Source organism: Streptomyces sp. NPDC048392 (assembly GCF_043200575.1).
GTDB lineage: Bacteria > Actinomycetota > Actinomycetes > Streptomycetales > Streptomycetaceae > Streptomyces.
On the sequence record NZ_JBICYB010000013.1, the window covers coordinates 1 to 25,978 of the forward strand.

The following is a 25,978-nucleotide window of genomic DNA, read 5'->3' on the forward strand; positions in this document are numbered from 1 at the left end:
AAACGCCCGGTTACATTTCGAACCCGGAAGCTAAGCCTTACAGCGCCGATGGTACTGCAGGGGGGACCCTGTGGGAGAGTAGGACGCCGCCGAACTCCTTTTAGAGCTCTGGCTCTTGGGCACGCAGCCCGAGAGCCGGAGCTTTTTTGCGTTGAGGTAGGGTCAGTGGGCATCATCGGCTCATTCACCCCAGGAGGCCCCCGCGTGGAGGTCCAGGAGACCCGCGTGCAGACCGACCGGGTCCTCACCATCCCGAACATCCTCAGCATGGCGCGCCTCGCCGGCGTACCCCTCTTCCTGTGGCTGATCCTCAGGCCCGAGTTCGGCGGGCCCGAGAGCGACGGCTGGGCGCTGTCGGTACTGGCCCTGAGCGGGGTCAGCGACTACCTGGACGGAAAGCTCGCACGGCGCTGGAACCAGATCAGCAGCCTCGGGCGGCTCCTGGACCCCGCGGCCGACCGCCTCTACATTCTTTCGACGCTGGTGGGCCTCACCTGGCGCGAGATTCTCCCGCTCTGGTTGACCCTGGTACTGCTCGCCCGGGAAGCGATGCTGCTGGTGATGGTCGGCGTCCTCAGGCGTCACGGGTATCCACCGCCCCAGGTGAACTTCCTGGGCAAGGCCGCCACGTTCAACCTCATGTACGCCTTCCCCCTGCTGCTGCTCAGCGACGGCAGCGGATGGATCGCGTCACTCGCCGCTGTTTTCGGATGGGCGTTCGCCGGATGGGGTACAACCCTGTACTGGTGGGCAGGTGTTCTCTATGTGGTTCAGGTCCGCCGCCTCGTTCGTGCGGACTCCGCAGCCGATTGAACTCGCTGATTGTGTGGTCCCGGTGGCCGGATGGCCCACTCTGGAAAAGTGCGGGACCCTGGACAGGTGAAGTCGGCCATACCGTCATCTCTCAGAGGAGGACGCTTCCGACATGAAGGCCGTCGTGATGGCTGGAGGCGAAGGCACGCGCCTTCGTCCCATGACCTCAAGCATGCCCAAACCGCTCCTGCCGGTGGCCAACCGGCCGATCATGGAGCACGTTCTGCGGCTGCTCAAAAGGCATGGGCTCAATGAGACGGTCGTGACCGTGCAGTTCCTGGCCTCGCTGGTCAAGAACTACTTCGGTGACGGCGAAGAGCTCGGAATGGAGCTCACCTATGCCAATGAGGAGAAGCCACTCGGTACCGCCGGAAGCGTCAAGAACGCCGAGGAGGCGTTGAAGGACGATGCCTTCCTCGTCATTTCCGGCGACGCCCTGACCGACTTCGACCTCACCGACCTGATCAATTTCCACAAGGAAAAGGGCTCGCTCGTCACCGTGTGTCTGACACGCGTGCCCAACCCCCTGGAATTCGGCATCACCATCGTCGACGAAGAGGGCAAGGTCGAGCGCTTCCTGGAGAAGCCCACGTGGGGCCAGGTCTTCTCGGACACCGTGAACACCGGCATCTACGTCATGGAGCCCGAGGTCTTCGACTACGTCGATCCCGATGTGCCCGTGGACTGGTCCGGCGACGTCTTCCCGCAGCTGATGAAGGAAGGCAAGCCCGTCTACGGCTATGTCGCCGAGGGCTACTGGGAGGACGTCGGCACTCACGAAAGCTATGTGAAGGCTCAGGCCGACGTTCTGGAACGCAAGGTCGACGTCGACATCGACGGCTTTGAGATCTCTCCCGGCGTCTGGGTGGCCGAGGGTGCGGAAGTGCATCCCGACGCCGTGCTCCGCGGGCCCCTGTACATCGGCGACTATGCCAAGGTCGAGGCCGGCGCCGAAATCCGGGAACACACGGTCATCGGGTCGAACGTCGTCGTCAAGAGCGGCGCCTTCCTGCACAGGGCCGTCGTGGCCGACAACGTGTACGTCGGACCGCACAGCAATCTGCGGGGCTGCGTGGTCGGCAAGAACACCGACATCATGCGTGCCGCGCGGATCGAGGACGGCGCGGTCATCGGCGACGAGTGCCTGGTCGGTGAAGAATCGATCATCCAGGGGAATGTGCGGGTCTACCCGTTCAAGACCATCGAGGCCGGTGCCTTCGTCAACACCTCCGTCATCTGGGAGTCCCGCGGCCAGGCGCACCTGTTCGGTGCCCGCGGGGTTTCCGGCATCCTGAACGTCGAGATCACGCCGGAACTCGCCGTCAGACTGGCCGGCGCCTATGCGACGACCCTCAAGAAGGGCTCCACCGTCACCACGGCCCGCGACCACTCCCGCGGTGCCCGTGCGCTGAAGCGGGCGGTGATCTCCGCGCTGCAGGCCAGCGCCATCGACGTACGCGACCTGGAGAACGTACCGCTGCCCGTGGCGCGGCAGCAGACCGCGCGGGGCAGCGCCGGTGGAATCATGATCCGGACCACGCCTGGGGTGCCGGACTCGGTCGACATCATGTTCCTCGACGGCCAGGGCGCCGATCTGTCCCAGGGGAGCCAGCGGAAGCTGGACCGGGTCTTCGCGCGGCAGGAGTACCGGCGGGCGTTCCCCGGGGAGATCGGGGACCTGCACTTCCCGTCCAGCGTGTTCGACTCGTACACCGGGTCGCTGCTGCGCAACGTCGACATCACGGGGATCGCCGAGTCCGGGCTCAAGGTGGTCGTGGACGCCTCCAACGGGAGTGCGGGGCTGGTCCTGCCCAGTCTGCTGGGCAAGCTGGGCGTCGACTCGCTGACCATCAATCCCGGTCTCGACGAGTCCAGGCCGACCGAGTCGGCGGACATCCGGCGTTCGGGCCTGGTACGCCTCGGGGAGATCGTGGCGTCCTCGCGGGCGGCCTTCGGTGTGCGGTTCGACCCGGTCGGTGAGCGGCTCTCGCTCGTCGACGAGAAGGGTCGCATCATCGAGGACGACCGGGCGCTGCTGGTGATGCTGGACCTGATCGCGGCCGAGCGGCGCAGCGGCCGGGTGGCACTGCCGGTGACGACCACGAGGATCGCCGAGCAGGTCGCGGCCTACCACGGCACCCAGGTCGAGTGGACGACCACCTCGCCCGACGATCTGACGCGGGTCGGCGGCGAGGAAGGGGCGATCTTCGGCGGTGACGGCAAGGGCGGCTTCATCGTCCCCGAGTTCAGCAGTGTCTACGACGGCACGGCGGCCTTCGTACGGCTGATCGGGCTCGTCGCGCGCACGCAGCTCACGCTGAGCCAGATCGACGCGCGGATCCCGCGTGCCCACGTCCTCAAGCGTGACCTGGCCACTCCGTGGGCCGTCAAGGGCCTGGTGATGCGGCGGGTCGTCGAGGCGGCCGGGGACCGCTTCGTGGACACCACGGACGGGGTACGCGTGGTGGAGACCGACGGGCGCTGGGTCATGGTCCTGCCGGACCCGGCCGAGGCGGTCACGCACCTGTGGGCCGAGGGCCCCGACGACGCCTCCGCTCAGGCGCTGCTGGACGAGTGGTCAGCGGTGGTGGACAGCGCGGGCCGGTAGCACACACCGCACGCGTGGGTGCCGGACAAGTGTCCCCAAGGGGGCCTGTCCGGCACGCCGCTGGGCCGTTCGGAGGTAGGGGCAGTGGCGTGCGACGATGTGCGGCATGCCGCAGCCACCCCCCGTTCGGAGCACATCCACGCTGCCCCCGCGTCCGGACGCGTCCATGTCGTTGCTCACCAGTGTCATGGACCACAGCCTCGACGACGGATACGCAGAGGCCGCCGCGCGGAAGAAGGCCGACGGCAGCGGCGGTATGCCCAAGACGCTGCGCGCCAAGCTCGGACTGGCGGCCGGCCTCGTGCTGGCGGCCCTGGTCGTGACGGTCGGCGCCGCCCAGGCACGGGTCGCCGCTCCCGTCGTCGCCAAGGAGCGCGAAGAACTCGTCGACCGCATAGAGGGGGAGACCTCGGCGGCCGACAAGCTCGAGAAGAGCGTCGACGAGCTGCGCGACGACGTGGACACGCGCAGGCGTGAGGCGCTGGCGCAGAGCGGCGACAGCGATCGGTCCGACCTGGTGGGCATCCTGTCGGGCGCGGCCGAGGTGCACGGCCCGGGTGTGAAGCTCATGGTGAACGACGCCAAGGACGTGGGCACGGGCGGTGACGGGCAGCCGCGCGGGACCTCAGGATTCTCCGACACGGGCCGGGTCCGGGACCGCGACATGCAGCGCGTGGTCAACGGGCTGTGGGAGTCGGGCGCCGAGGCGATCTCCATCAACGGACAGCGTCTGACGGCGCTGTCCGCGATCAGGGCCGCCGGTGACGCGATACTGGTGGACAACAGGCCGCTGGTGCCGCCGTACACGGTGCTCGCGGTGGGGGACGGCGAGCGGCTGAGCGCCGCGTTCCAGGACAGTGCCGACGGGCTCTACCTGCATGCCCTGCAGGAGAGCTACGGCATCCGGACCGCCATCTCCGTCGCGGACGATCTTGAGCTGCCGGCCGCACCGAGTGTGATCGTACGTACAGCACAGCCGATAACCGGGAAGGGCACATCGTGATCGCCGTACTGGGCCTCGTCGTGGGAGTCGTGGCCGGATTGCTGGTCCGGCCCGAGGTGCCGGCGGCCGTGGAGCCGTATCTGCCGATCGCCGTCGTGGCGGCGCTGGACGCCGTCTTCGGCGGTGTGCGGGCCATGCTCGACGGCATCTTCGACGACAAGGTCTTCGTGGTGTCGTTCCTGTCGAACGTGGTCGTGGCCGCTCTGATCGTGTTCCTGGGCGACAAGCTGGGCGTCGGCGCCCAGCTGTCCACCGGAGTCGTGGTCGTCCTCGGCATCCGCATCTTCTCCAACGCCGCGGCGATCCGACGCCACGTCTTCCGGGCGTGAGGCCGATGAACGAGCACGGCGAGCAGCCCGAGAACAGGCTGCGCGAGGAACTGCCCGACGATGTGGCGCCCTCCGGCTCCCCGGCCGCGGGCGCCCCGGCAGGCCACGCCGCGCAGGACGCCCAGCCGGTGGGCGACGGACTGACCGGCAGGCAGCGGCTCCTGAAGGGACTGTGGCCGCCGCGCCTGACGCGGGCCCAACTCATCGTCGCTCTGCTCCTGTTCGGGCTCGGGTTCGGCCTCGCGGTCCAGGTCGCCTCCAACAGTGACAGCGACAGCGCGCTGCGTGGCGCCCGGCAGGAGGATCTCGTCCGCATCCTCGATGAACTGGACGACCGTACTGAGCGTCTTGAGGACGAGAAGCAGGGCCTCGAGAAGCAGCGCGACGAGCTGGAGAACAGCTCCGACCAGGCGGAGGAGGCCCGCAAGCAGACGCTTGAGAAGGAGCGGCAACTGGGCATTCTCGCGGGCACCGTGGCCGCGCAGGGGCCCGGCATCACGGTGACCATCGAGGACACGAAGGGGACGGTCGAGGCGGACATGCTGCTCGACGCGATCCAGGAGCTGCGCGCGGCGGGTGCCGAGGCGATCCAGGTGAATGGTGTACGAATCGTCGCGGGCACGTACCTCGCGGACTCCGGCAAGTCCGTGAGCGTGGACGGGAACAAGATCAACGCGCCTTATCGTTTCCAGGTCATCGGCAAGCCGCAGGACCTCGAACCGGCTCTCAACATTCCTGGAGGCGTTGTGCAGACTCTGGAGAAGGAACAGGCCACCGTTACTGTTGAGCGGTCGACCAAGATCATCGTGGACGCCTTGCGACCGGCGAAGCGGCCTGACTACGCTCGGTCGTCCTCCCAGTGAACCGGCGGTGCATGGCGGGCGTCCGGCCAGGGCATGAGGTTGCGGGGGGTCGGCGCACCGATTGGGTGGTGCGTGGTGGAAACTGTCTGGTGGAGACGGACGTTGTGAAGGTGTCCGGGTCGGCCAGTGCGTTCAGTAAGGGTTCGTCCTGCCCCACGGGCGGGTCTGTTTCGGTCAAGGGGAATCGCCCGTGAAGTTGTTTGCGAAGTTGTTCGGCAAGAGCGCGCGAGAGGGCAGCGACAACGCGACCGCTCGCCATCGCGCGCAGCCCGACGCGGAGGGCCGACGCCCGATGTTCCGGGACCAGGTGGCTGGTCCGGGCGGTGGCACTTCCGGTGGTCAGGGCGCGCCGTCTGTTGACCCTGCGCAGTCCGGCGGCATAGGTTTCGGCCAGCCCTCAGCCTCAGGTCCGGGTGGAGGGTTCACTCCCGACCCGTACGCGTCGAACGCCCCGGCGGGGCAGCCGCGGCAGGAGGATCCGTCCATGTCGGCCCTGGTCTGTACGAGGTGCGGCAACCGCAACGCGGAGAACAGCCGTTTCTGCTCCAACTGCGGCGCTCCGCTGCGTGCCGGGGCGGTCCCGGAGCGTGCGTCCGAGACGACCTCCACGATCTCCATCTCCGGTCTTGAGGCGTACGACGCCGAGGTCACCGGCCAGACTGCGATGCCGGCGCTCTCCCCCGAGGCGCAGGCCGCCGTGGACGCGCTGCCGCTGGGCTCCGCACTTCTGGTCGTGCGGCGTGGTCCGAACTCGGGCAGCCGCTTCCTGCTGGACGGCGAGCTGACCACCGCCGGGCGTCACCCGCAGAGCGACATCTTCCTGGACGACGTGACGGTCTCGCGCCGGCACGTGGAGTTCCGCCGCGGTCCGGACGGTTCCTTCACGGTCGCCGACGTCGGCAGCCTGAACGGCACGTACGTCAACCGGGAGCGCATCGACCAGGTCGCCCTGTCGAACGGTGACGAGGTGCAGATCGGCAAGTACCGGCTGGTCTTCTACGCGAGCCAGCGGGGTTACTGACCCGCCCCCGGGCCGCCCGCCCGGGGAACCTCCAGGGAAGGTCCATGCTTCGAACACCGAGCGGCGGTGCCGGGCAAGGCGCCGCCGCCACGGACAGTGGGCTGATGAGCATCGGCGCAGTGCTGAACGCGCTGCGTGACGAGTTCCCCGACATCACCATCTCCAAGATTCGCTTCCTGGAGTCGGAGGGCCTCGTCGAGCCGCGGCGGACCCCGGCCGGGTACCGCAAGTTCAGCGCACGCGACGTCGAGCGCCTCGGTGAGGTGCTGCGTATGCAGCGGGACCACTACCTGCCGCTCAAGGTGATCCGCGAGCATCTGGACGCCGTGGAGCGCGGCGAGGCCGTGGCCCTGCCGAGGGTCGGCCGGCAGCGGGACGGGGAGGCCGCGCCCGAGCCCGCCGAGAGCCCCACGGTGGCCCGGATCGGGCGGGACGAGCTGCTGGCCACAGCCGAAGTCGGCGATCAGGAGCTGAGGGAGTGGGAGTCCTACGGGCTCCTCTCGCCGCTGCCCGACGGGGCGTACGACGCCGAGGCGGTCACCGTGGCGTCGCTGGTGGTGCAGCTGGGGCGGTTCGGGATCGAGCCGCGGCACCTGCGGGTGATGAAGGCCGCCGCCGACCGGGAGGCCGGACTCGTGGACCAGGTGGTGGCGCCGCTGAGGCGTCACCGCAACCCCCAGACCAGGGCACACGCCGAAGCCCGGACCAAGGAGCTGGCGGGGCTGGCGGTGAAGCTGCACGCGGCACTGGTACAGACCGCCCTCGGCGTGCGGCTGCCCTGAAACCGGCCTGTTCGAAGACCCGGATCGCCCACCCGATCCCGGCCCGACTACCCAAACGTCCGGGGCACGGCCTAGGGTTGCTGTGTGAACGAGCTCGATGTCGTAGGTGTCCGGGTCGAGATGCCCTCCAACCAGCCGATCGTGCTACTGCGCGAGGTGGGCGGCGACCGTTACCTTCCCATCTGGATCGGACCGGGGGAGGCGACGGCGATCGCCTTCGCCCAGCAGGGCATGGCTCCCGCACGGCCGCTGACCCACGACCTGTTCAAGGACGTGCTGGAAGCCGTCGGCCAGGAGCTCACGGAAGTGCGCATCACCGACCTGCGTGACGGGGTCTTCTACGCCGAGCTGGTCTTCGCGAGCGGCGTCGAGGTCAGCGCCAGGCCGTCCGACGCCATAGCGCTGGCCCTGCGCACCGGTACGCCGATCTACGGCAGTGACACGGTTCTCGACGACGCCGGCATCGCGATCCCGGACGAGCAGGAGGACGAGGTGGAGAAGTTCCGCGAGTTCCTCGACCAGATCTCGCCCGAGGACTTCGGGACCAGCAACCAGTGAGGCACATGGCCGGGGGAGACGCGGCCGCGAGAGGCGCGGGCCGAGGCGGGCTGCGCGCGACGCCCGGCTCCGCCAGAGCACATTCGGCTAGCCGTTCCCCGCTTCCGGGCACGGGAAACCACTCGTAGGGTGATTATCACTCGGCGTGCCGAGTGTGGCGATCGTTGACGCACCCTTGGTGACTGCCTACCTTCGAGGAGGCAGGTCAAGGACGGAGGTCGGCGTGAGAATCAGCGGCGACGGTACGGCTGGGGGTGGTCCCGGGCACAGCCTCGGGGCAGGCGGTCCGTACCCTCCCCCGGGGTCTCGGTTCGGCGCGAGCGGGGGCCGTCCCCAGCACGGTGTCACGGCCGATCCCGGTCCGCAGCGACCGGCAGCCGTGCCGACCAGCGGAGGGGCGACGTCCATGACGTCCGAGCAGATCGGCTACCGCGGGCCGACGGCCTGTGCGGCCGCCGGCATCACCTACCGGCAACTCGACTACTGGGCGCGCACGGGCCTCGTCGAGCCCAGCGTGCGGCCCGCGCACGGATCCGGGACGCAGCGCCTGTACAGCTTCCGCGACGTGGTCGTACTGAAGATCGTCAAGCGCTTCCTGGACACCGGTGTGTCCCTGCAGAACATCCGCACCGCCGTCCAGCACCTGGGGGAGCGCGGCTTTCGGGATCTGGAGCGGATGACGTTGATGAGCGACGGCGCCACCGTCTACGAGTGCGGCTCTCCCGACGAGGTGCACGCCCTGCTCCAGGGCGGCCAGGGCATCTTCGGGATCGCCGTCGGCGTGGTGTGGCGGGACGTGGAGAGCGCCCTGTCCCAGCTGCACGGGGAGCGGATCGACACCGGGGAGACCCTGGTCGGGCACAATCCCGCGGACGAGCTGGCGCGGCGGCGGAACAGAGCCGTCTGAACACCGCCGCGCCGCCGGTGTCGCCCCACCGGCGAGGGCGGCATTGTCAGTGGCGTAGGGCAGCATCGGAGATGTGAGAACCGCGCCCACGATCCTGCATCTCGACATGGATGCCTTCTTCGCCTCGGTGGAGCAGGCGTCCAAGCCGAGCCTGCGCGGGAAGGCCGTGGTGGTGGGCGGCCTCGGACCACGCGGAGTGGTCGCCACCTGCTCGTACGAGGCGCGGGTTTTCGGGGTGCACTCCGCGATGCCCATGGGACAGGCCCGTCGGCTCGCGCCCCATGCCGCCTACCTCGTTCCGCGCTTCGAGCTCTACCGCTCGATCAGCGAGCAGGTGATGCGGCTGCTGCGGGAGCTGTCGCCGCTGGTGGAGCCGCTGAGCCTGGACGAGGCCTTCGTGGACCTGGAGGCCGGTGGGACGGCCTGGGACGCGCGATCGGCGCGGCTGGCCGGGGCGAAGCTGCGCACGGACATCCGTAGCGTGACCGGCCTCACCGGGTCCGTGGGGCTGGCCGCCTCCAAGATGCTCGCCAAGATCGCCTCGGAGGAGGCCAAGCCCGACGGACTGGTGCTCATCCCGCCGGGGACGGAGCGGGCCATGCTGGAGCCGATGACCGTGCGGACGCTGCCCGGGGTGGGGCCGGCCACGGGAGACCATCTGCGGCGGGCGGGGATCACGACGGTAGGCGAGATCGCCGGGGCGGGCGAGGACGAGCTGGTGCGGCTGCTGGGCAAGGCGCACGGCCACGCCCTGCACGCCATGGCGCTGGCGCGCGACGAGCGGCCCGTGGTGTCCGAGCGGGAGACCAAGTCGGTGTCGGTCGAGGACACCTACGACGTGGACATCCACGACCGGGTGCGGGTGGGCGTCGAGGTGGGGCGGCTGGCGGACCGGTGCGTGCGGCGGCTGCGGGCGTCCGGACTGTCCGGGCGGACGATCGCGCTCAAGGTGCGCAGATACGACTTCTCGACGCTGACGCGCTCCGAGACGCTGCGCGGGCCCACCGACGACCCGGGGGTGGTGCGGGAGGCAGCCGCCAGACTGCTGGACTCGGTGGACACCACGGGCGGTGTGCGGCTGCTCGGGGTGGGGGTCAGCGGGCTCGCCGACTACACACAGGAGGACCTGTTCGCGCAGGCGGCGGGGGATGCCGCCGAGGCACCGGCCGAGGAGAGCGAGACGGAGCCCGCCGAGGATCACCGCCTGCCGCCCGCCGAGCGCAGATGGCCGTCCGGGCATGACGTGCGGCACGCGGAGCATGGTCACGGGTGGGTGCAGGGCAGCGGCCTCGGGCGGGTCACCGTGCGGTTCGAGACGCCGTACTCGGAGGTGGGCCGGGTGCGGACCTTTCCGGTGGACGACCCGGAGCTGACCCCGGCGGATCCCCTGCCGCTGGTCGCTCCCCCCATCCGAAGACCCGGTGAGAGCCGGTCCGCGGCCACGGCGGCGGACACCGGCCCGGAAGGTCCCGCGAGGCCGGTGGCCGGTTAGCGGAGGGTGCCGGAGAGGGCGGGCGGTGCGTCAGCTGTCGTCGTTGCCCTTGCCGGCCAGCTTGCCGAAGTCGTGGTCGGGGGGCGGGGGAGGGGCCGCCACGTCCAGGCCGTAGTGGTGGTAGAGCTGGAGTTCCTGTTCCGGCGAGAGGTGACGGCCGACGCCGAAGTCGGGCGCCTCCTTGATCAGGGACCGGTCGAAGGGCACCCGCAGGGTGCCGTCGACCAGGTCGCTGGGCTCCAGGGGGACGAAGGCGTCCCTGCTGAAGAGACCGGTTCGTATGGCCGCCCACTCCGGGGCGCCGGTGGCATCGTCGAGGTAGACCTCGTCCACGGTGCCGATCCTGGTGCCGTCGCGGTCGAACGCCTTGCGGCCGATCAGGTTCCGCGGATCGATGTCAGTACGCACGGGGCCCTCCACTTGGTCGCACTGGGCTCGCACACCAGCCGCCTAATCATCCGTAAGTACTACAAAAGAGCACATGTGGGCGGTCGGCCACTCGAGGTCCGTGCGGCGACCTCGCTGGTACGCTGGCAAACGGCTGCTGACCCCGCGCGGGAGAGTCCTCCGGACACCATCGGAGGCGCCGAAGGAGCAAATCCTCCCCGGAATCTCTCAGGCTCACGTACCGCACGGACGAGGTCACTCTGGAAAGCAGGGCGGGTGTCGACGGCTTCCGCTCTCACCGACGGTGAAAGCCGGGAGCGCCCTCGGGCCCGCCCGGCGAAGCTCTCAGGTTGAGATGACAGAGGGGGAGGCCGTCCGGGTACCCGCGCCGTGGTGCCCCTCGAAGGTCGTCAGACCAGGAGGCCTCCGCAATGACCGCCCCTCGCACTCCGCTCTCCGCACTCGAACAGGCCATGCCCTTCGAGCAGCGCCACATCGGCCCCGACCACGAGGCCCGGGCCAAGATGCTCGCGCAGGTCGGTTACGGTTCGCTCGACGAACTGACGGCCGCGGCCGTACCGGATGTGATCAAGAACGCCGACGCGCTCGAACTGCCGGGCGCGCGCTCCGAGGCCGAGGTGCTGGCCGAGCTGCGCTCCCTGGCCGACCGCAACCAGGTCCTCGACTCCATGATCGGCCTCGGCTACTACGGCACCTTCACCCCGCCGGTCATCCTGCGCAACGTCATGGAGAACCCGGCCTGGTACACGGCGTACACGCCGTACCAGCCGGAGATCTCCCAGGGCCGTCTCGAGGCCCTGCTGAACTTCCAGACGATGGTCGCCGAGCTGACCGGCCTGCCCACCTCCGGTGCCTCGCTGCTCGACGAGGGCACCGCTGCCGCCGAGGCCATGGCGCTCTCCCGGCGCATGGGCAGGAACAAGAAGGGCCTCTTCCTGGTCGACGCGGACGCCCTGCCGCAGACCGTCGCCGTGATACAGACCCGTGCGGAGCCCACCGGTGTCGAGGTCGTCGTCGCCGACCTGAGCGAGGGCATCCCGGCCGAGGTCGCCGAGCGGGAGATCAACGGTGTCCTGATCCAGTACCCGGGTGCCTCCGGCGCCGTCCGCGACATCAAGCCGGTGATCGACCGGGCGCACGAACTCGGCGCCCTGGTCACCGTCGCCGCCGACCTGCTCGCCCTCACGCTGCTCACCCCGCCCGGCGAACTGGGCGCGGACATCGCCGTCGGCACCACCCAGCGTTTCGGTGTGCCGATGGGCTTCGGCGGACCGCACGCCGGCTACATGGCCGTGCGGGAGAAGTTCGCGCGCAGCCTGCCCGGCCGCCTGGTCGGCGTGTCCGTGGACGTCGACGGCAACAAGGCCTACCGCCTGGCCCTGCAGACCCGTGAGCAGCACATCCGGCGCGAGAAGGCCACCAGCAACATCTGCACCGCACAGGTGCTGCTCGCCGTCATGGCAGGCATGTACGCCGTCTACCACGGACCCGAGGGCCTGCGGGCCATCGCCCGGCGCGCCCACCGCTACGCCTCGGTCACCGCAGCGGGTCTCGCGGCCGACGGTGTCGAGATCGTCCACGGCTCCTACTTCGACACCGTCACCGCGCGGGTGCCCGGCCGGGCCGCCGACATCGTCCACGCCGCCCGCGAGAACGGCGTCAACCTGCGCCTCGTCGACGCCGACCACGTGTCGTTCGCCTGCGACGAGACCACCACGCGCGCCCAGGTCGGCGGCGTGTGGCACGCCTTCGGTGTGGCGGGCGACATCGATTCGCTGGACGCGGAGACCGGGGAGACGCTGCCCGAGGCGCTGCTGCGCACCGACGACTTCCTGACCCACCCGGTATTCCACCAATACCGCTCCGAGACCGCGATGCTGCGCTACCTGCGCCGCCTCGCCGACCGGGACTACGCGCTGGACCGCGGCATGATCCCGCTGGGCTCCTGCACCATGAAGCTCAACGCCACCACCGAGATGGAGCCGGTCACCTGGCCCGAGTTCGGCGCGCTGCACCCCTTCGCGCCCGCCGAGCAGGCGCAGGGCTACCTGACCCTCATCCGCGAACTGGAGGAGCGGCTCGCCGAGGTCACCGGGTACGACAAGGTCTCGCTCCAGCCCAACGCCGGGTCGCAGGGCGAGTTCGCGGGCCTGCTCGCCGTACGCGGCTACCACCGGGCCAACGGCGACGAGCAGCGCACCGTCTGCCTCATCCCGTCCTCCGCGCACGGCACCAACGCCGCCAGCGCCGTGATGGCCGGCATGAAGGTCGTCGTCGTGAAGACCGCCGAGGACGGCGAGATCGACGTCGAGGACCTGCGCGCCAAGATCGAGCAGCACCGCGACCGGCTGGCCGTGCTGATGATCACCTACCCGTCCACGCACGGTGTCTTCGAGGAGCACGTCGCGGAGATCTGCGCACAGGTGCACGACGCGGGCGGCCAGGTCTACGTGGACGGCGCCAACCTCAACGCCCTGGTCGGCCTCGCCAAGCCCGGTCACTTCGGCGGCGACGTCTCCCACCTGAACCTGCACAAGACCTTCTGCATCCCGCACGGCGGCGGCGGTCCCGGCGTCGGCCCCGTGGCCGTACGGTCGCACCTCGCGCCGTACCTGCCCAACCACCCGCTGCAGCCCGCGGCCGGTCCGCACAGCGGCGTCGGCCCGGTCTCGGCGGCGCCCTGGGGCTCGGCCGGCATCCTGCCGATCTCCTGGTCGTACGTGCGGCTGATGGGCGGCGAGGGGCTCAAGCGCGCCACGCAGGTGGCCGTGCTGTCCGCGAACTACATCGCCAAGCGGCTGGAACCGCACTTCCCGGTGCTCTACAACGGCCCGGGCGGGCTGGTCGCGCACGAGTGCATCATCGACCTGCGTCCGCTGACCAAGTCGACCGGCGTCAGCGTCGACGACGTCGCCAAGCGGCTCATCGACTACGGCTTCCACGCGCCGACGATGTCCTTCCCGGTGGCCGGCACGCTGATGATCGAGCCGACCGAGTCCGAGGACCTGGCCGAGCTGGACCGGTTCTGCGAGGCGATGATCGCCGTCCGCGCGGAGATCGAGAAGGTCGGCTCCGGCGCCTGGTCCGCGGACGACAACCCGCTGCGCGGCGCACCGCACACCGCGGGCGCGCTCGGCGGCGACTGGGACCACGCGTACACGCGTGAGGAGGCCGTCTTCCCGGCCGGTGTGTCCGCCTCCGACAAGTACTGGCCGCCGGTGCGCCGGATCGACCAGGCCTACGGCGACCGGAACCTCGTCTGCTCCTGCCCGCCGCTGGACGCGTACGAGGACTGAGTCCCGCAGGGCCGCGCAGGGCCCGCAGCGAAGAGGCTCCGTGCGGGCGCAGGGCCCGGACGGAGCCTCTCCTCGTGTCACGCGGTGGCGAGTGACACCTCCGTCGACTTGATCAGCGCGACGACGGGAGCGCCGACGGACAGGCCCAGGTCGTCGGCGGCCTGCCTGGTGATGGCGGCGGTCAGCTCGGCGCCCTCGACGGCGACCTCGACCGAGGCCATCGCGGCGCCGGCGGTGAGCGCGGTGACGGTACCCGGCAGCCGGTTGCGGATGGACAGGCCGTCGACGCGCCCCGTGGCCAGAGCCACCTCCGTGGACTTCACCAGGGCCCGGACGGCGGTGCCGGCGTCGAGCGCGAGGTCCTCGGCGGCGTCCCGGGTGATCGCCGCGGTGAGGTCCTGGCCGCCGGAAAGACGGACCCCGACCGTCGCCATGGCCTCACCCGGGGTGACGGTGGTGACGGTGCCGGGAAGCTGGTTGCGGATGCTCAGGCTCATGGGGGCACCGTAGCCCGGCGGTGGAGTCATGCCGGGTATGCGTGCGTCTGCGTCGCCTTGACCGTCGCCCACACCGGCGCCCCCGGGTGGAGGCCAAGCTCCGCCGCGGCGACCGTGGTGAGGTCGGCGGCGAGCGCGAGTTCACCGGTGAGGTCCACACGGATCTGGTCGCCGTGGGTCTCCAGGCCCGCGACCTCGCAGCGCCACAGGTTGCGGGCGCTGGAACCGGTGGGACGTTCTCCGTACAGCGTCACGGCGCCCGGCGGGAAGGCAACGAAGACCGGACCGGCAAGGTCCTCGGTGGTGGTGATGGCGGGACCGGCTTCGAGCCGTACGGTGTGGCCCTCGGCGCGTCCCCGGTAGAGGTTCAGGCCGACCAGCTGGGCGATGTAGTCCGTGCGCGGCCGACGGGCGATGTCGGCGGGCCCGCCCTCCTGGACGACCCCGCCGTCCTCGACCACGACCAGCCGGTCGGCCAGCACCATGGCGTCCAGCGGGTCGTGCGTGACCAGTACGGCGACGGCCTCGAACTCGGCGAGATGGCGGCGGAGCTGGGCCCGCACCTCCAGCCGCGTCCGGGCGTCCAGCGCCGCGAGGGGTTCGTCCAGCAGAAGCAGCCGGGGACCGGTGGCCAGGGCCCGGGCGAGGGCGACGCGCTGGGCCTGTCCGCCGGAGAGGCGGCGCGGCTTGGCGCCCGCGTGGCCGGACAGGCCCATGCGGTCCAGCCACGCGGCGGCCCGCGCCCGGGCCTGAGCCCTGCTCGCACCACGGCAGCGCGGTCCGAACGCCACATTGTCGAGGGCGGTCAGGTGCGGGAAGAGCAGGTAGTCCTGGAAGACCACGCCGACGGGCCGGGACTCCGGCGGCGTGCGGTCCAGCGCGGCGCCGTCCAGGCGCAGATGGCCGCCGGCGAGTGGGATCAGCCCGGCGAGCGCGCGCAGGGCGGTGGTCTTGCCCGCGCCGTTGGGTCCGAGCAGGGCCACGACTTCGCCGGGCGCGGCGGTGAGCGCGACGTCCAGGTGGAAGGCGCCGCGCTCCACGACGAGCCGCGCGTCGAGACCGCCGTCGGATGCCGCCCCGCCGGTACCATCCACGGCGGCCGGGTTCTCGGTGTCGGTCATCCCGCCCTCATCCAGGCCGGGCGGCCTCGCCCGGTGGTCGTGTCGGCCTCGTGCGGACGGACGGGTGAACTGCCCCGTCCGGCGGTCATGACGCCCTCATCCGTCCGGCGGGCAAACGCCCCTGTCCGTCCAGTGGTCATGAGGCCCTGATCCAGCGGTCCCGGAGACCGGCGAGTACGGCGATGGAGACGGCCAGCAGCACCAGGCTCAGGGCGATCGCCGCCGCCGGGTCGTTCTGCAGGGCGAGGTAGACGGCCAGCGGCATGGTCTGGGTCCGGCCGGGGAAGTTGCCCGCGAACGTGATCGTCGCTCCGAACTCGCCCAGCGCCCGCGCCCAGGCCAGTACGGCGCCCGCCGCGACGCCCGGCGCGATCAGCGGAAGGGTCACCCGGCGGAACGCGGTGAAACGCGAAGCGCCCAGAGTGGTGGCGGCCTCCTCGTAGCGGGGGTCGGCGGCGCGCAGGGTGCCTTCGACGCTGATGACCAGGAACGGCATCGCCACGAACGTCTCCGCGAGGACGACGCCCGTCGTCGTGAACGGCAGTGTGATCCCGAACCACGCGTCGAGCCACTGCCCGACGACGCCGTTGCGCCCGAACGCCAGCAGCAGCGCGACGCCGCCCACGACCGGCGGCAGCACGAGCGGCAGAGTCACCAGCGCGCGGACGAAGCCCCGGCCGGGGAAGTCGGTACGAGCCAGCAGCCAGGCCAGGGGCACACCGACGACCAGGCTCAGCGCCGTCGCCGACGTCGCGCACAGCAGCGACAGCCGCAGGGCCTGCCACACCTCCGGGCTCCTCAGCTGCCCGGGCAGACCGCTCCACGGGGCGCGCGTCAGCAGGGCGAGCAGGGGCAGCAGCAGGAACGCCAGACCGACCAGGGCGGGCACCAGCAGGGGAACCGGCACCATGCGTCCCCGGCGCCGGGTACGGCGGGGCCCGTCCGGCACCGGCTCGGCTCCGGGTGGGGCGGGCGTCATTCCGGCGGACGCGGTCATGGCGTGCGGAACCCGGCCCCGGTGAGCACCCGCTGCCCCTCGGCGGAGGTGACCAACTCGACGAAGGCCCTGCCCGCGGCGGTGTGCGGAGCGTCCTTCAGGAGGGTGATCGGGTAGTCGTTGACCGCCTTGGCCGACTCCGGGAAGTCGACGCCCGCCACCTTGTCACCGGCCGCCTTCACATCGGTCCTGTAGACGACGGCGGCGTCGGCCTCCTTCAGCTCGACCTTGGTCAGGGCGGCCTTGACGTCCTGCTCGTACGAGGCCGGGGCCAGCTCGACACCACTGGCGTCCAGGGCCTTGCGGGCCGCGGCGCCGCACGGCACGGTGTCGTCGCACAGCACGACCTTGAGGCCGGATCGGGTGAGGTCCCTGAGGGAGGAGATCCCCTCGGGGTTGCCCGGCAGGGTGGCGATCTCGAGCTGGTTGCGCACGAAGGTGGCCGGGGTGCCGGCCGCGGCCCCGGCCCCGGTGACGGTGGCCATCGTCGCCGGGCTGGCGGAGGCGAACACGTCCGCCGGGGCGCCGCTGGTGATGCTGGCGGCAAGGGTGTCGCTGCCGGCGAAGCTGAAGGTGACCTCGGTGCCCGGATGCCGCTTCTCGAAGGTCTCTCCCAGCGTCGTGAAGCTCTCCTTGAGCGAGGCCGCGGCGAAGACGGTGACCTGTCCGGAGACCTCCGCGGGGGAGGACGGCGAGGCACCGGCGGAGCCCGGGTCCGTGCCCGGGGACGAGGAGCACGCGCTCAGGGCCAGCAGCGCGGCGGCCCCCGCGCCGGTCACCCGCGCGGTACGGCGGATGCGGTGGGTCCTGCGCACGGAACGGGTCATCACGGGCCACTCCCTCTGCGACTCGGGCAGGGGCCGACGGGCCTGGCGGCCGGGCGCACGGCGGCTCCTCGTTGCGCCGATCATACTTCCGCATCTGCGAGGGCTATGTCTTCTGTAGCACCGCATGAGCAAGTCAGCTGGGGGAAAAGGCTGGCATGTGCGTTCGCACGACCTTCGGTCTGTCACGCTCTGTCGATATGGACATTCGTCGACTTCACCCGGGCGGTGGCCTCCACGCCGACCTCCAGGCCGAGTTCCTCCACCGCCTCCCGGGTCAGCAGGGAGACGAGCCGGTGCGGGCCGGCCTGGATCTCGACCTGCGCGGCGACATCCCCGAGCTTGATCGCGGTCACGATCCCGGGAAAGGCGTTGCGGACCGAGGTGTACGAGGTCTCCTCGTCGGTGCCGCCGGAGCGGGCCAGCTCGACCGAGAACGCGGCCAGGTCGCGCCCGTCGACGACGCGCCGCCCGCCCTCGTCGCGGTGGGTGTCGATCCGGCCCCCGTCGGCCCAGCGGCGTGCGGTGTCCGGACTGACGCCGAGCAGCCGCGCCGCCTGGCCGATCGTGTAGGACTGCATGCCGGTCACGATAGGCCGCGGGAGGAGAACGGTGGACGCGGGGTTGGCCGTCGGGTGTAACGCGATATGGCGTTAGTGTGCCGCAGTGGTGGGGTGCTCGCGGGAGACCCCGGGGAGATCGGGGTCGAGCAGCTATGTCGGTGCAGCCCTCGCAGGACGGCCGGACGCCCGTACTCCGGGCCTCGCGCGCGGATCGTGACCGGGTGGTGGACACGCTGAGCGCCGCCGCCGTCGACGGCAGGCCGACCGCCGAGGAGCTGGACGAGCGCGTGGGGGCGGCGCTCACCGCGCGGACACAGGGAGAGCCGGCCGCCCTTACCGCCGGCCTGCCGGTGGCCGCGGGTGGGGGTCCGGTCCCCGAGGCCAAGGGCGTCGTCCGCATCGAACAGGCGGGGGCGTCCACCCGGCGGGGCGAGGGCTGGACCGTGCCACGGAGACTGGAGATCCGGTCGGCCTGGGGCGACGTGACGCTCGACCTCGCCCGCGCCGTGCTCACGCACGACACCCTCCACATCGACCTCGCCGTGCGCGGCGGGTCGTTGAAGCTCCAGACCCGGCCCGGCATCGTGGTGGACACGGACTCGCTGGTGGCGGCCTGCGCCAAGGTGAAGACACCCGCGGGCCGTCGGCACCGGCGCACCCGTGGAGCTGCGGGTGGAGATCACGGGTGAGATCAGCTTCGGGCAGGTCGTGGCGCGTTCGCCGCGTCGGAGGCTCGGACGGAAGGCCTGGAGGACTCGGTCGAGAGTCCGGGAGGAGGGCTCAGGAGGCCCCGGCGGCCGGTGGCCGAGCCGGCCCGGGCCTCGTCCGCTGCCACTTTCCCCCGCCCCCGTCGACTCGAACCGTGGAACTCGCAGGAGTCCTCCGGAAACCGGGCTCTCGGGGGAGGCGTTCAGGGTCCGGAAGCCGGGCCGTCACCGGATCGGGCCGTTGCGGCTACGGCCAGTGACCGGCGCCGGACGCGCGTGGGGGCCGGGGGGCCGCCCGGGGGGGGCCCCCCCCCCCGGGGGCGGGGGGGGGCGGGGCGGGGCCCCCCCCCCCCGGGGGGCAGGCGGGGGGGGGCAGGCCCGCCCCCCCCGGGCCGGGGGGGGGCGGGGTTCGGGGCCCTGTGGGGGGGGGGTCCCGGGGGGGGGGGGGGGGGGCCCGGGGGGGGGCGGGGGGGGGCCGCCCGGGGGGGGGGGGGGCCCGGCGGGGGCGCCCCCCCGGCCCCGTGATGCGGTGGGCGGCGTGGCGGCGCACCGTCCGGCCGGTGGTCAGGCGGCGGTGGTCAGGCCCGCGCCGACGGGGCGGTGCGGGGCGATGGCCCGACCGTCCGGCAGTAGCTCACCGGTGTCCTCGAAGAGGACGACACCGTTGCACAGCAGGCTCCACCCCTGCTCCGGGTGGTGCGCCACGAGGCGGGCGGATTCCCGGTCGGCGGAGACGGCTGACGGGCACGGTGGTTGGTGCTGACACATGAGTGGGGTCTCTCGGTCCGTGGTGATGGATGCGTTCGCTGTCTTGTCTGTCCCGCGGCGTGAAGCTTCGTTCATGGCCGCCCCCCGTTGTTCAAGTCGGTCCGGACCCAGTGTTGCCCCACGGGCGTCGATCCGCAGGTATTTCGCTGCACCGCTTCTCACAGGTTGATGACGCATCACCCGCGCGGACGGTTCAGCCCAACTGCACTGTCACTTCGGATGGTTCGGCATGGCCGGATGGGGCTAGTCCGCGCGGGTGGTGGGTACAGCGGCTGAGCGGGCAGGTCAGGCGGGAGAACCCAGCAGCCGCGTCGGCGTCACCCGGTGCGTGAGGACCGGCAGCAGTTCGGCGACCCGGTGCGGCCGGTGGGCCGCGATGCCGGGGGGTGCCGGCGCCAGCGGCACCAGCAGGTCGGCCGCCGCCGGGTGGCCCGCGGCGGGGTCCGCGGTGCAGTCGCCGTGCAGCCACAGCGTGAGCATGTACAGCTCGGGAACCGACAGCAGGCGCGGCTGGTAGGACTGGCCCACCGACTCGGCCTGCCGCAGCGCGCGCTCGGTCGCCGCGACGTAGGGGCCCTCGAAGAAGTGCGAGAACGCCCAGCCGTCGGGCGTCAGCATGGTCTCCGCCGCCGCCACCACCCGGTCGCCGCACCGGATGTGGAACCGCCACCCGGTCAGCCGCGTCGCCGTCACGCCTTGCGCCGTGATCCGGTCGAGGACGTGCACGGGCAGCGGCAGTTCGGGTGTGGTGGGACCCTGGGCGTCGAGCAGGGCGGGGGTCCGGGCCTCACGGACCGCGGTGGGTGAGGAAAGGGCGGTGAGGACGGAGCGCAGGGCGGGCGCGGGGGCCGGGGGGACACGCAGGGGCATGATGGGTCGCCTCTCATTCGAAGGCACGGTGGCGCGAGGGCGGGGCTGGGCGGACGACGCTGTCGGCTCACAGGGCTGGGGAGGCAGGGGCCGGGTCCGGGAACCGAGAAGTGGGAGGGACCCGCCGTGCGTCAGCTCGACGGCAGATCCTTCGACCGTGGGCGCCGGTCAACTGCCTCGTTCGCGGAGTTTATACGACATGTGTTCAGACTGTGTTTCGGCTAGCCGATTCCGGTAACCAGTACAAGGTTGAATTAGGCCGTCGATATGCGGGAATCCTCCGGATTCCGGCCCGGGTGTACGACGATGACCTCGGGGAATGTTCACCGAGCGGTCGGCCAATTGTCGTCGGCGTTTTTCACGAGTTGCGGTCCCGCAAACCGTGCGACGCGCCATGCCCGGTGAATGTGCCACCGGTCACATCGGCACAGCGTAGCGGCTGCCGGGCCGGTGCGGGGACGTTATCGATCGCTTCGGCTGGGCATCATCCCACCTGACCGGCCGCCCGCGGCCGGATCTTCCACTCATCGCTCCGAGAAGGGACTCTTCCATGGGGGAGAAGGTCGTGGCAGGTCAGTTCGACCTGTCCGATCGCCAGCGCTACCGCGAGAAGCTCCAGCGGTGCCTGACGGGTCTGGAGCGACTTCTGGCGGAGAAGCGGTTCGACCGCCCGAAGAACCTGATGGGGCTGGAGATCGAATTGAATCTCGTCGGTGCCGACGGGATGCCCAAAATGTTGAATGCGCAAGTCCTCGAGCGCATCGCGAGCCGCGACTTCCAAACAGAACTCGCCATGTTCAACCTGGAAGTCAACATCGCTCCCCACCGCTTGGGCGGCCGGGTATTCGACCGGCTCGCCGAGGAGATCCGTACGTCGTTGGCGTATGCGGACCGCAAGGCCGGCGAGGTGGACGCGGGTATCGCGATGATCGGCATCCTGCCGACGCTGGACCGGGACGACCTGGTCTCCTCGAACCTCTCCGCCGTCGACCGCTACGCCCTGCTCAACGAACAGATCGTGGCTGCCCGCGGGGAGGACTTCACTCTCGACATCGAAGGCGTCGAGCGCCTGACCTGCACCTCCAAGTCCATCGCCCCCGAGGCCGCCTGCACCTCGGTGCAACTCCACCTCCAGGTCACCCCGGACCGCTTCGCCGACGTGTGGAACGCGGCCCAGGCCGTCACCGCCGCGCAGATCGCGCTCGGCGCCAACGCGCCCTTCCTGTTCGGCCGCGAGCTGTGGCGCGAGTCGCGCCCTCCGCTGTTCCAGCAGTCCACCGACACCCGCCCGCCCGAACTCCAGGCCCAGGGCGTCCGGCCGCGCACCTGGTTCGGCGAGCGGTGGGTGACCTCGGCGTACGACCTGTTCGAGGAGAACCGGCGCTACTTCCCGGCGCTGCTGCCGATCTGCGACGACGAGGACCCGCTGGAGGTCCTGGACGCGGGCGGTGTGCCCTCGCTGTCCGAACTCGTCCTGCACAACGGCACCGTCTACCGCTGGAACCGCCCCGTCTACGACATCGCCGACGGCGTTCCGCACCTGCGCGTGGAGAACCGGGTGCTGCCCGCGGGACCCACCGTCACCGACGTCATCGCCAACGCGGCCTTCTACTACGGGGTCGTACGCGCGCTGGCGGACGAGTCCCGGCCGGTGTGGACCCGGCTGCCGTTCGAGGCCGCCGCGGCCAACTTCGAGGCCGCGTGCCGCCACGGCATCGACGCCCGCTTCGAATGGCCCCGTCGCGGCCGCCTCGGCGGCACCACCGAGATCGACGCCGCCGTCCTCGTCCGCGACGAACTGCTGCCGCTCGCCGAGGCCGGTCTCGACGCGTGGGGCGTGGAGCCCGCCGACCGGGACCTGTACCTCGGCGTCATCGACGAGAGGTGCCGGCGCCGCGTCAACGGCGCCTCCTGGCAGGCGGCCACGTTCCACCGGGCGCTGGAGGCGGGCCTGTCCCGGGAGGCCGCGCTGGCCGCTACGACCCGCCGTTACGTCGAGCTCATGCGTGAGGGAGACCCCGTGCACCTGTGGCCGGTGGGCCTGCCGGAACCGGCGCCGCTGAGCTGACCGCCGCCGGGACCGCCCCCGCCGCGCGCCGCCCCATACTGATCGGGCAAGCTGTGACGTCCCAGCTGGAGGCAGGTGTGCATGGCGGAGGCGGGCCCGGTGGACGATTCGTTCCCTCAGAAGCGACTCGGCGAGGACTCATCGACCGAGGAGCGGCTCTCGCGGCGGATCCTGCGTGACGAGACGCTGCTCGTCCTGGCCCTCTCGCTGGGCGCGAGCGGGGTGTCCGCCCTCATCAGCTTCATCGGCTCGGTCACCCGCCCCGGCGGGCTCAAGGACCAGGCGGCCACCCTCAACGCCTCCGCGGCGCCCGGCCGCCCCTGGCTGGACCTGGCCTGGCAGCTCTTCGGAATCACCACGGCACTCGTCCCGGTCGCCCTCGTCGCGCACTTCCTTCTGCGCGAGGGGCACAGCCTGCGCACCCTCGGCTTCGACCGCGCCCGCCCGTGGCCGGACCTGGGCCGCGGGGCCGCCGTCGCCGCCGTCATCGGCAGTACCGGTATCGCCTTCTACCTGGCCGCCCGAGGCCTCGGCTTCAACCTCACCGTGGTCCCCGAGGCCCTGCCCGACGTGTGGTGGAAGTACCCCGTACTGATCCTCTCGGCGGTGCAGAACTCCGTCCTGGAGGAGGTCGTCGTCGTCGGCTACCTGCTGCGCCGGCTCGACCGGCTCGGCTGGAGTGCGGGCGCGTCGATGGCGGCCAGCTCGGTCCTGCGCGGGTCGTACCACCTCTACCAGGGGATCGGCGGGTTCGTCGGCAACATGGTGATGGGCGTCGTGTTCGTCCACCTGTACCGCCGCTGGGGGCGCGTGGGCCCGCTGGTCGTGGCGCACTCGCTGCTCGACATCGGCGCCTTCGTCGGCTATGGGCTGCTGGCCGGGAAGGTGGGCTGGCTGCCGACGGCGTGACCGTGCGGGAGGGCCGCCGCTACGCCCTCCCACGCCGACTCAGGCCAGCAGTTCGCCGTCGATCACCGTCACCGCGTGTCCGCTCAGCAGCGTGCGTTCGCCGCGCAGTTCCGTGCGCACCCGGCCGGAGCGGGGCGACGCCTGCAGCCCGGTGAGGTCGCAGCGGCCGAGGCGCTCGGACCAGAACGGCGCCAGCGCCGTGTGGGCGCTGCCGGTGACCGGGTCCTCGTCGATGCCGACGTTGGGAAAGAAGCAGCGGGAGACGTAGTCGTAGCCGCGGGCCGGATCCTGCGCACGGGCGGTGGCGATGATGCCGCGCTCGGAGTGCGCGGCCAGTGCCCTGTGGTTCGGTGTCAGGCCGCGGACTGTCTTCTCGTCGGCGACCTCGACCAGCAGGTCCCCGGTGTTCGGCCCGGTGTCCAGGACGGCACGGGGTTCGGCGCCCAGGGCCTCGGCGATGCCCGCCGGTGCCTCGACCGGGGTGAGCGGCGCGGTCGGGAAATCCAGGGTGATCGAGCCGTCCTCGCGGGGCGTCGCGACGAGGACGCCGCTGCGGGTGGCGAACCGCACCGGTCCCTCGTGCGCGCCGGTGGTGTGCAGGACATGGGCGGTGGCGAGCGTCGCGTGGCCGCACAGCGCCACCTCGGTGGCCGGTGTGAACCAGCGCAGCGCCCAGTCGGCCCCGCCGTCGGCGGGCAGGCGGTGGGCGAAGGCGGTCTCGGCGTGGTTGACCTCCAGGGCGACCCGCTGGAGCCGGTCGTCGTCCGGGAAGGCGTCGAGGAGCAGGACCCCGGCGGGGTTGCCGGCGAAGGGCCGGTCGGTGAAGGCGTCGACGATTCGGATGCGCATGCCCCGACGTTAGACGTCGCCCGAGGCGGCGGACCAAGGCCAATCCCGTAGTCCTGGACCGGTTCCGGCGGCCGGGTGCCCCGTCGGCGGCGGATCGGACCGAGGGGCGTCGCGGTGGCGAAGGCCGCGGTGTGCGCGTCGGTTCCGAGCCCGGTGCGGATACGGGCCAGGTGGGACTCGACGGTGTCTTCGGTGTGGAGGCGGTGGTGGTGAGGTGGAGGCGGTGGTGGCCGGCGGCCTGGTTGGACAGGCCGTCGGCCACCACCTCCAGGACCCCTGTCCCGCGCCGGGTCGGCGTACGGCTCCGACACGCCGCACCTGCCCGGCGTCGAAGCCGGGACCGCCGGTTGCCTCCTCAGGGACGCACCGCCACCGGCGGCACCGCCCGCGTCCCCGCCGACCGGCTCGTCAACCGGTCCGTCAACCGGCTGCCACACCGGGCACCACCCTGACCTGGCCTCGGCGCCGTTCATTCCCGGGCCGGGCCGGGCCGGTGCGGTTCCTCAGAGGCAGAGCCTTGCCGCGCGATACGTTCCGATATATCGTTGAGGCATCGTCAACAGGTCAACGACTGAATGGAGTGATGGCGATGCGTAACCACGGATACGAGCGTGGACACGGTGGCCCCGGCCACGGCCACGGCCATGGAGAGGGCGGTCCCTTCGGCCGCGGCGGCTTCGACGGCCGCGACGGCAGGCGTGCCGCCTTCGGTCCCTTCGGGCCGGGTGGTCCCGGCGGCGGCCCCGGCGGTCCCTTCGGGCCGGGCTTCGGCCACGGAGGTCCCTGGGGCGGCCGAGGACGCGGCGGGCCCAGGGGAAGGGCACGGCGGGGCGACGTACGGGCGTCGATCCTCGCCCTCCTGAAGGACCGGCCGATGCACGGCTACGAGATGATCCAGGAGATCGCCGAGCGCAGTGGCGGGGCGTGGAAGCCCAGCCCCGGTTCGGTGTACCCCACCCTTCAGCTGCTGGAGGACGAGGGGCTGATCGCCAGCCGGAGCGAGGGCGGCAAGAAGCTCTTCGCGCTCACCGAGGCGGGCCGCACCGCGGCCGGGGAGGGTCCGGAGGCCCCCTGGGAAGAGGCCTCGCGAGGCGTCGACTGGGAGGCTCTCAACGACATCCGGCAGGCCGGGTTCGGACTGATGGAGGCATTCGGCCAGGTCTGGAAGACCGGCAGCAAGGAGCAGCGGGAGAAGGCGCTCGCCGTCATCGGTGACGCCCGGAAGAAGCTGTATCTGATCCTCGCCGACGAGGACTGACGCCGGAGGGCGCGGTCACCGCGCTGTATAGCCGCCGTACGGCAACGAGACCGGGTGCCCCGCGGAGTGATCCGCGGGGCACCCTCGTATGGGGGGCGTTCAGTCGACCCGCCGTATCACCGCCGCGTCGAAGACGTCCCACGCGCGCGGGAAGGCGCTCTCGTCGTGGCAGTGCCACGCCTCCCAGAACAGGTCGGCGAGCAGCGCCCCCGCCGGGGCGTCCACCCGGTACACGTACTGCCTGCCGTCGACGGCGGGCAGCGCCACCAGCCAGCACCTGCTCCTCATGCCCCTGTCCGACCCGCGAGGGCAGGGTTCGGTTGCCCCGGGGGCGTGCGGCAAGGCGGCGCGCGCCGGGACGGCGCGAACGGCTTGATCTCATCCGCAAGGAGGAGATTCCGGCCGGGCGGGTCCACTCTGTGTGGGACGAGGAAATGCTTCCCTTCGGGGATGACCCGGCCCCGACG

The 25,978-nt window shown here is 71.4% G+C and carries 24 protein-coding genes, 1 rRNA gene, 1 pseudogene and 1 riboswitch; of the genes and pseudogenes, 16 read left to right on the plus strand and 10 right to left on the minus strand.

The features are described from left to right. The 11 genes and pseudogenes from rrf to ACGFYH_RS18850 form a co-directional block, all read left to right on the plus strand. Window positions 1-95: ribosomal RNA gene (gene rrf, locus ACGFYH_RS18800) — 5S ribosomal RNA — on the plus strand; the annotation flags it as partial. Window positions 96-204: 109 nt separating this feature from the next. After that, on the plus strand, window positions 205-813 hold the full coding sequence (locus ACGFYH_RS18805) for a CDP-alcohol phosphatidyltransferase family protein (protein ID WP_393804251.1): 609 nt from the start codon (window positions 205-207) through the stop codon (window positions 811-813). A 112-nt stretch (window positions 814-925) separates the two neighbouring features. Further along, on the plus strand, window positions 926-3,421 hold the full coding sequence (locus tag ACGFYH_RS18810) for a sugar phosphate nucleotidyltransferase (RefSeq protein ID WP_393804252.1): 2,496 nt from the start codon (window positions 926-928) through the stop codon (window positions 3,419-3,421). A gap of 97 nt (window positions 3,422-3,518) precedes the next feature. Beyond that, on the plus strand, window positions 3,519-4,424 hold the full coding sequence (locus ACGFYH_RS18815; protein WP_393804253.1) for a DUF881 domain-containing protein: 906 nt from the start codon (window positions 3,519-3,521) through the stop codon (window positions 4,422-4,424). Beyond that, window positions 4,421-4,753 (plus strand): small basic family protein, encoded by a 333-nt coding sequence (locus tag ACGFYH_RS18820; protein ID WP_393804254.1) that lies wholly within the window; start codon window positions 4,421-4,423, stop codon window positions 4,751-4,753. The genes ACGFYH_RS18815 and ACGFYH_RS18820 overlap by 4 nt, the downstream gene beginning before the upstream one ends. Window positions 4,754-4,758: 5 nt before the next feature. After that, window positions 4,759-5,616 carry a DUF881 domain-containing protein gene (locus ACGFYH_RS18825; protein ID WP_393804255.1) on the plus strand — a complete coding sequence of 286 codons (858 nt, stop codon included), beginning with the start codon at window positions 4,759-4,761 and terminating at the stop codon, window positions 5,614-5,616. 148 nt (window positions 5,617-5,764) lie between these two features. Beyond that, a complete protein-coding gene (locus ACGFYH_RS18830; protein WP_393804422.1) occupies window positions 5,765-6,637 on the plus strand; it encodes an FHA domain-containing protein in 873 nt (290 codons plus the stop codon). Window positions 6,638-6,681: 44 nt separating this feature from the next. After that, the gene (locus ACGFYH_RS18835; RefSeq protein ID WP_393804256.1) at window positions 6,682-7,419 is read left to right on the plus strand and encodes a MerR family transcriptional regulator; all 738 of its coding nucleotides are present in this window, start codon (window positions 6,682-6,684) and stop codon (window positions 7,417-7,419) included. 84 nt (window positions 7,420-7,503) lie between these two features. Continuing rightward, window positions 7,504-7,977, plus strand: a complete 474-nt coding sequence (locus ACGFYH_RS18840; RefSeq protein ID WP_030189411.1) for a bifunctional nuclease family protein — start codon at window positions 7,504-7,506, stop codon at window positions 7,975-7,977. A gap of 223 nt (window positions 7,978-8,200) precedes the next feature. Then, window positions 8,201-8,884: a MerR family transcriptional regulator gene (locus tag ACGFYH_RS18845; protein ID WP_393804257.1), complete on the plus strand. Its 684-nt coding sequence runs from the start codon at window positions 8,201-8,203 to the stop codon at window positions 8,882-8,884. Window positions 8,885-8,957: 73 nt separating this feature from the next. Next, window positions 8,958-10,491: pseudogene (locus ACGFYH_RS18850) on the plus strand (DNA polymerase IV). On the opposite strand, the gene ACGFYH_RS18855 reads toward ACGFYH_RS18850, so the two are convergent. Beyond that, window positions 10,407-10,784: a PRC-barrel domain-containing protein gene (locus tag ACGFYH_RS18855; protein WP_393804258.1), complete on the minus strand. Its 378-nt coding sequence runs from the start codon at window positions 10,782-10,784 to the stop codon at window positions 10,407-10,409. The pseudogene ACGFYH_RS18850 and the gene ACGFYH_RS18855 overlap by 85 nt on opposite strands. A gap of 137 nt (window positions 10,785-10,921) precedes the next feature. Next, window positions 10,922-11,017: riboswitch (glycine riboswitch) on the plus strand. Between the two features lie 177 nt (window positions 11,018-11,194). On the opposite strand from ACGFYH_RS18855, the gene gcvP reads away from it, so the two are divergent. After that, complete coding sequence (gene gcvP, locus ACGFYH_RS18860; RefSeq protein WP_393804259.1) at window positions 11,195-14,080, plus strand: aminomethyl-transferring glycine dehydrogenase; 2,886 nt, start codon at window positions 11,195-11,197, stop codon at window positions 14,078-14,080. Window positions 14,081-14,157: 77 nt separating this feature from the next. Here the strand turns inward: gcvP and ACGFYH_RS18865 are convergent, their stop codons facing one another. The 5 genes from ACGFYH_RS18865 to ACGFYH_RS18885 all read right to left on the minus strand — a co-directional run bounded on the left by ACGFYH_RS18865 (window position 14,158) and on the right by ACGFYH_RS18885 (window position 18,100). Continuing rightward, on the minus strand, window positions 14,158-14,577 hold the full coding sequence (locus ACGFYH_RS18865; protein ID WP_393804260.1) for a molybdopterin-binding protein: 420 nt from the start codon (window positions 14,575-14,577) through the stop codon (window positions 14,158-14,160). A 26-nt stretch (window positions 14,578-14,603) separates the two neighbouring features. Beyond that, complete coding sequence (locus ACGFYH_RS18870; protein ID WP_393804261.1) at window positions 14,604-15,698, minus strand: ABC transporter ATP-binding protein; 1,095 nt, start codon at window positions 15,696-15,698, stop codon at window positions 14,604-14,606. A gap of 136 nt (window positions 15,699-15,834) precedes the next feature. Further along, window positions 15,835-16,695: a molybdate ABC transporter permease subunit gene (modB, locus tag ACGFYH_RS18875; RefSeq protein WP_393804262.1), complete on the minus strand. Its 861-nt coding sequence runs from the start codon at window positions 16,693-16,695 to the stop codon at window positions 15,835-15,837. Continuing rightward, window positions 16,692-17,522, minus strand: coding sequence for a molybdate ABC transporter substrate-binding protein (gene modA / locus ACGFYH_RS18880; protein ID WP_393804263.1), 831 nt, complete (start codon window positions 17,520-17,522; stop codon window positions 16,692-16,694). Before modA ends, modB begins: the two co-directional genes overlap by 4 nt. A gap of 182 nt (window positions 17,523-17,704) precedes the next feature. Beyond that, complete coding sequence (locus ACGFYH_RS18885; protein WP_393804264.1) at window positions 17,705-18,100, minus strand: molybdopterin-binding protein; 396 nt, start codon at window positions 18,098-18,100, stop codon at window positions 17,705-17,707. Between the two features lie 203 nt (window positions 18,101-18,303). On the opposite strand from ACGFYH_RS18885, the gene ACGFYH_RS18890 reads away from it, so the two are divergent. Then, window positions 18,304-18,771, plus strand: coding sequence for a DUF1707 domain-containing protein (locus tag ACGFYH_RS18890; RefSeq protein WP_393804265.1), 468 nt, complete (start codon window positions 18,304-18,306; stop codon window positions 18,769-18,771). A 582-nt stretch (window positions 18,772-19,353) separates the two neighbouring features. Here ACGFYH_RS18890 and ACGFYH_RS18895 read toward each other — a convergent pair. Both ACGFYH_RS18895 and ACGFYH_RS18900 read right to left on the minus strand, forming a co-directional pair. After that, the gene (locus ACGFYH_RS18895; protein ID WP_007388206.1) at window positions 19,354-19,557 is read right to left on the minus strand and encodes a DUF5999 family protein; all 204 of its coding nucleotides are present in this window, start codon (window positions 19,555-19,557) and stop codon (window positions 19,354-19,356) included. Window positions 19,558-19,842: 285 nt separating this feature from the next. Further along, window positions 19,843-20,427 (minus strand): hypothetical protein, encoded by a 585-nt coding sequence (locus ACGFYH_RS18900; protein ID WP_393804266.1) that lies wholly within the window; start codon window positions 20,425-20,427, stop codon window positions 19,843-19,845. A 550-nt stretch (window positions 20,428-20,977) separates the two neighbouring features. Between ACGFYH_RS18900 and ACGFYH_RS18905 the strand changes: the two genes are divergently transcribed. Together ACGFYH_RS18905 and ACGFYH_RS18910 are read left to right on the plus strand one after the other, a co-directional pair. After that, complete coding sequence (locus ACGFYH_RS18905) at window positions 20,978-22,495, plus strand: glutamate--cysteine ligase (RefSeq protein WP_393804267.1); 1,518 nt, start codon at window positions 20,978-20,980, stop codon at window positions 22,493-22,495. Window positions 22,496-22,576: 81 nt separating this feature from the next. Next, window positions 22,577-23,404: a CPBP family intramembrane glutamic endopeptidase gene (locus ACGFYH_RS18910; RefSeq protein ID WP_393804268.1), complete on the plus strand. Its 828-nt coding sequence runs from the start codon at window positions 22,577-22,579 to the stop codon at window positions 23,402-23,404. A gap of 39 nt (window positions 23,405-23,443) precedes the next feature. Here ACGFYH_RS18910 and ACGFYH_RS18915 read toward each other — a convergent pair whose 3' ends face one another. Next, on the minus strand, window positions 23,444-24,253 hold the full coding sequence (locus tag ACGFYH_RS18915; RefSeq protein WP_393804269.1) for a PhzF family phenazine biosynthesis protein: 810 nt from the start codon (window positions 24,251-24,253) through the stop codon (window positions 23,444-23,446). A gap of 589 nt (window positions 24,254-24,842) precedes the next feature. Between ACGFYH_RS18915 and ACGFYH_RS18920 the strand changes: the two genes are divergently transcribed. Further along, on the plus strand, window positions 24,843-25,511 hold the full coding sequence (locus ACGFYH_RS18920) for a PadR family transcriptional regulator (RefSeq protein ID WP_393804270.1): 669 nt from the start codon (window positions 24,843-24,845) through the stop codon (window positions 25,509-25,511). A 99-nt stretch (window positions 25,512-25,610) separates the two neighbouring features. On the opposite strand, the gene ACGFYH_RS18925 is transcribed toward ACGFYH_RS18920, so the two are convergent. Continuing rightward, window positions 25,611-25,799 carry a hypothetical protein gene (locus tag ACGFYH_RS18925; protein ID WP_393804430.1) on the minus strand — a complete coding sequence of 63 codons (189 nt, stop codon included), beginning with the start codon at window positions 25,797-25,799 and terminating at the stop codon, window positions 25,611-25,613. Window positions 25,800-25,978: the final 179 nt, after the last annotated feature.

Bases quoted from the DNA above. Each gene is read 5' to 3' on its own strand.
- ACGFYH_RS18865 (WP_393804260.1), bottom strand. From the start codon at position 14,577: ATGAGCCTGAGCATCCGCAACCAGCTTCCCGGCACCGTCACCACCGTC.
- ACGFYH_RS18915 (WP_393804269.1), bottom strand. From the start codon at position 24,253: ATGCGCATCCGAATCGTCGACGCCTTCACCGACCGGCCCTTCGCCGGC.
- modA (WP_393804263.1), bottom strand. From the start codon at position 17,522: ATGACCCGTTCCGTGCGCAGGACCCACCGCATCCGCCGTACCGCGCGG.
- ACGFYH_RS18835 (WP_393804256.1), top strand. From the start codon at position 6,682: ATGCTTCGAACACCGAGCGGCGGTGCCGGGCAAGGCGCCGCCGCCACG.
- ACGFYH_RS18885 (WP_393804264.1), bottom strand. From the start codon at position 18,100: ATGCAGTCCTACACGATCGGCCAGGCGGCGCGGCTGCTCGGCGTCAGT.
- ACGFYH_RS18925 (WP_393804430.1), bottom strand. From the start codon at position 25,799: ATGAGGAGCAGGTGCTGGCTGGTGGCGCTGCCCGCCGTCGACGGCAGG.
- ACGFYH_RS18815 (WP_393804253.1), top strand. From the start codon at position 3,519: ATGTGCGGCATGCCGCAGCCACCCCCCGTTCGGAGCACATCCACGCTG.
- ACGFYH_RS18810 (WP_393804252.1), top strand. From the start codon at position 926: ATGAAGGCCGTCGTGATGGCTGGAGGCGAAGGCACGCGCCTTCGTCCC.
- ACGFYH_RS18905 (WP_393804267.1), top strand. From the start codon at position 20,978: ATGGGGGAGAAGGTCGTGGCAGGTCAGTTCGACCTGTCCGATCGCCAG.
- ACGFYH_RS18920 (WP_393804270.1), top strand. From the start codon at position 24,843: ATGCGTAACCACGGATACGAGCGTGGACACGGTGGCCCCGGCCACGGC.
- gcvP (WP_393804259.1), top strand. From the start codon at position 11,195: ATGACCGCCCCTCGCACTCCGCTCTCCGCACTCGAACAGGCCATGCCC.
- ACGFYH_RS18825 (WP_393804255.1), top strand. From the start codon at position 4,759: ATGAACGAGCACGGCGAGCAGCCCGAGAACAGGCTGCGCGAGGAACTG.
- ACGFYH_RS18870 (WP_393804261.1), bottom strand. From the start codon at position 15,698: ATGACCGACACCGAGAACCCGGCCGCCGTGGATGGTACCGGCGGGGCG.
- ACGFYH_RS18895 (WP_007388206.1), bottom strand. From the start codon at position 19,557: ATGTGTCAGCACCAACCACCGTGCCCGTCAGCCGTCTCCGCCGACCGG.
- ACGFYH_RS18910 (WP_393804268.1), top strand. From the start codon at position 22,577: ATGGCGGAGGCGGGCCCGGTGGACGATTCGTTCCCTCAGAAGCGACTC.
- modB (WP_393804262.1), bottom strand. From the start codon at position 16,695: ATGACCGCGTCCGCCGGAATGACGCCCGCCCCACCCGGAGCCGAGCCG.
- ACGFYH_RS18900 (WP_393804266.1), bottom strand. From the start codon at position 20,427: ATGCCCCTGCGTGTCCCCCCGGCCCCCGCGCCCGCCCTGCGCTCCGTC.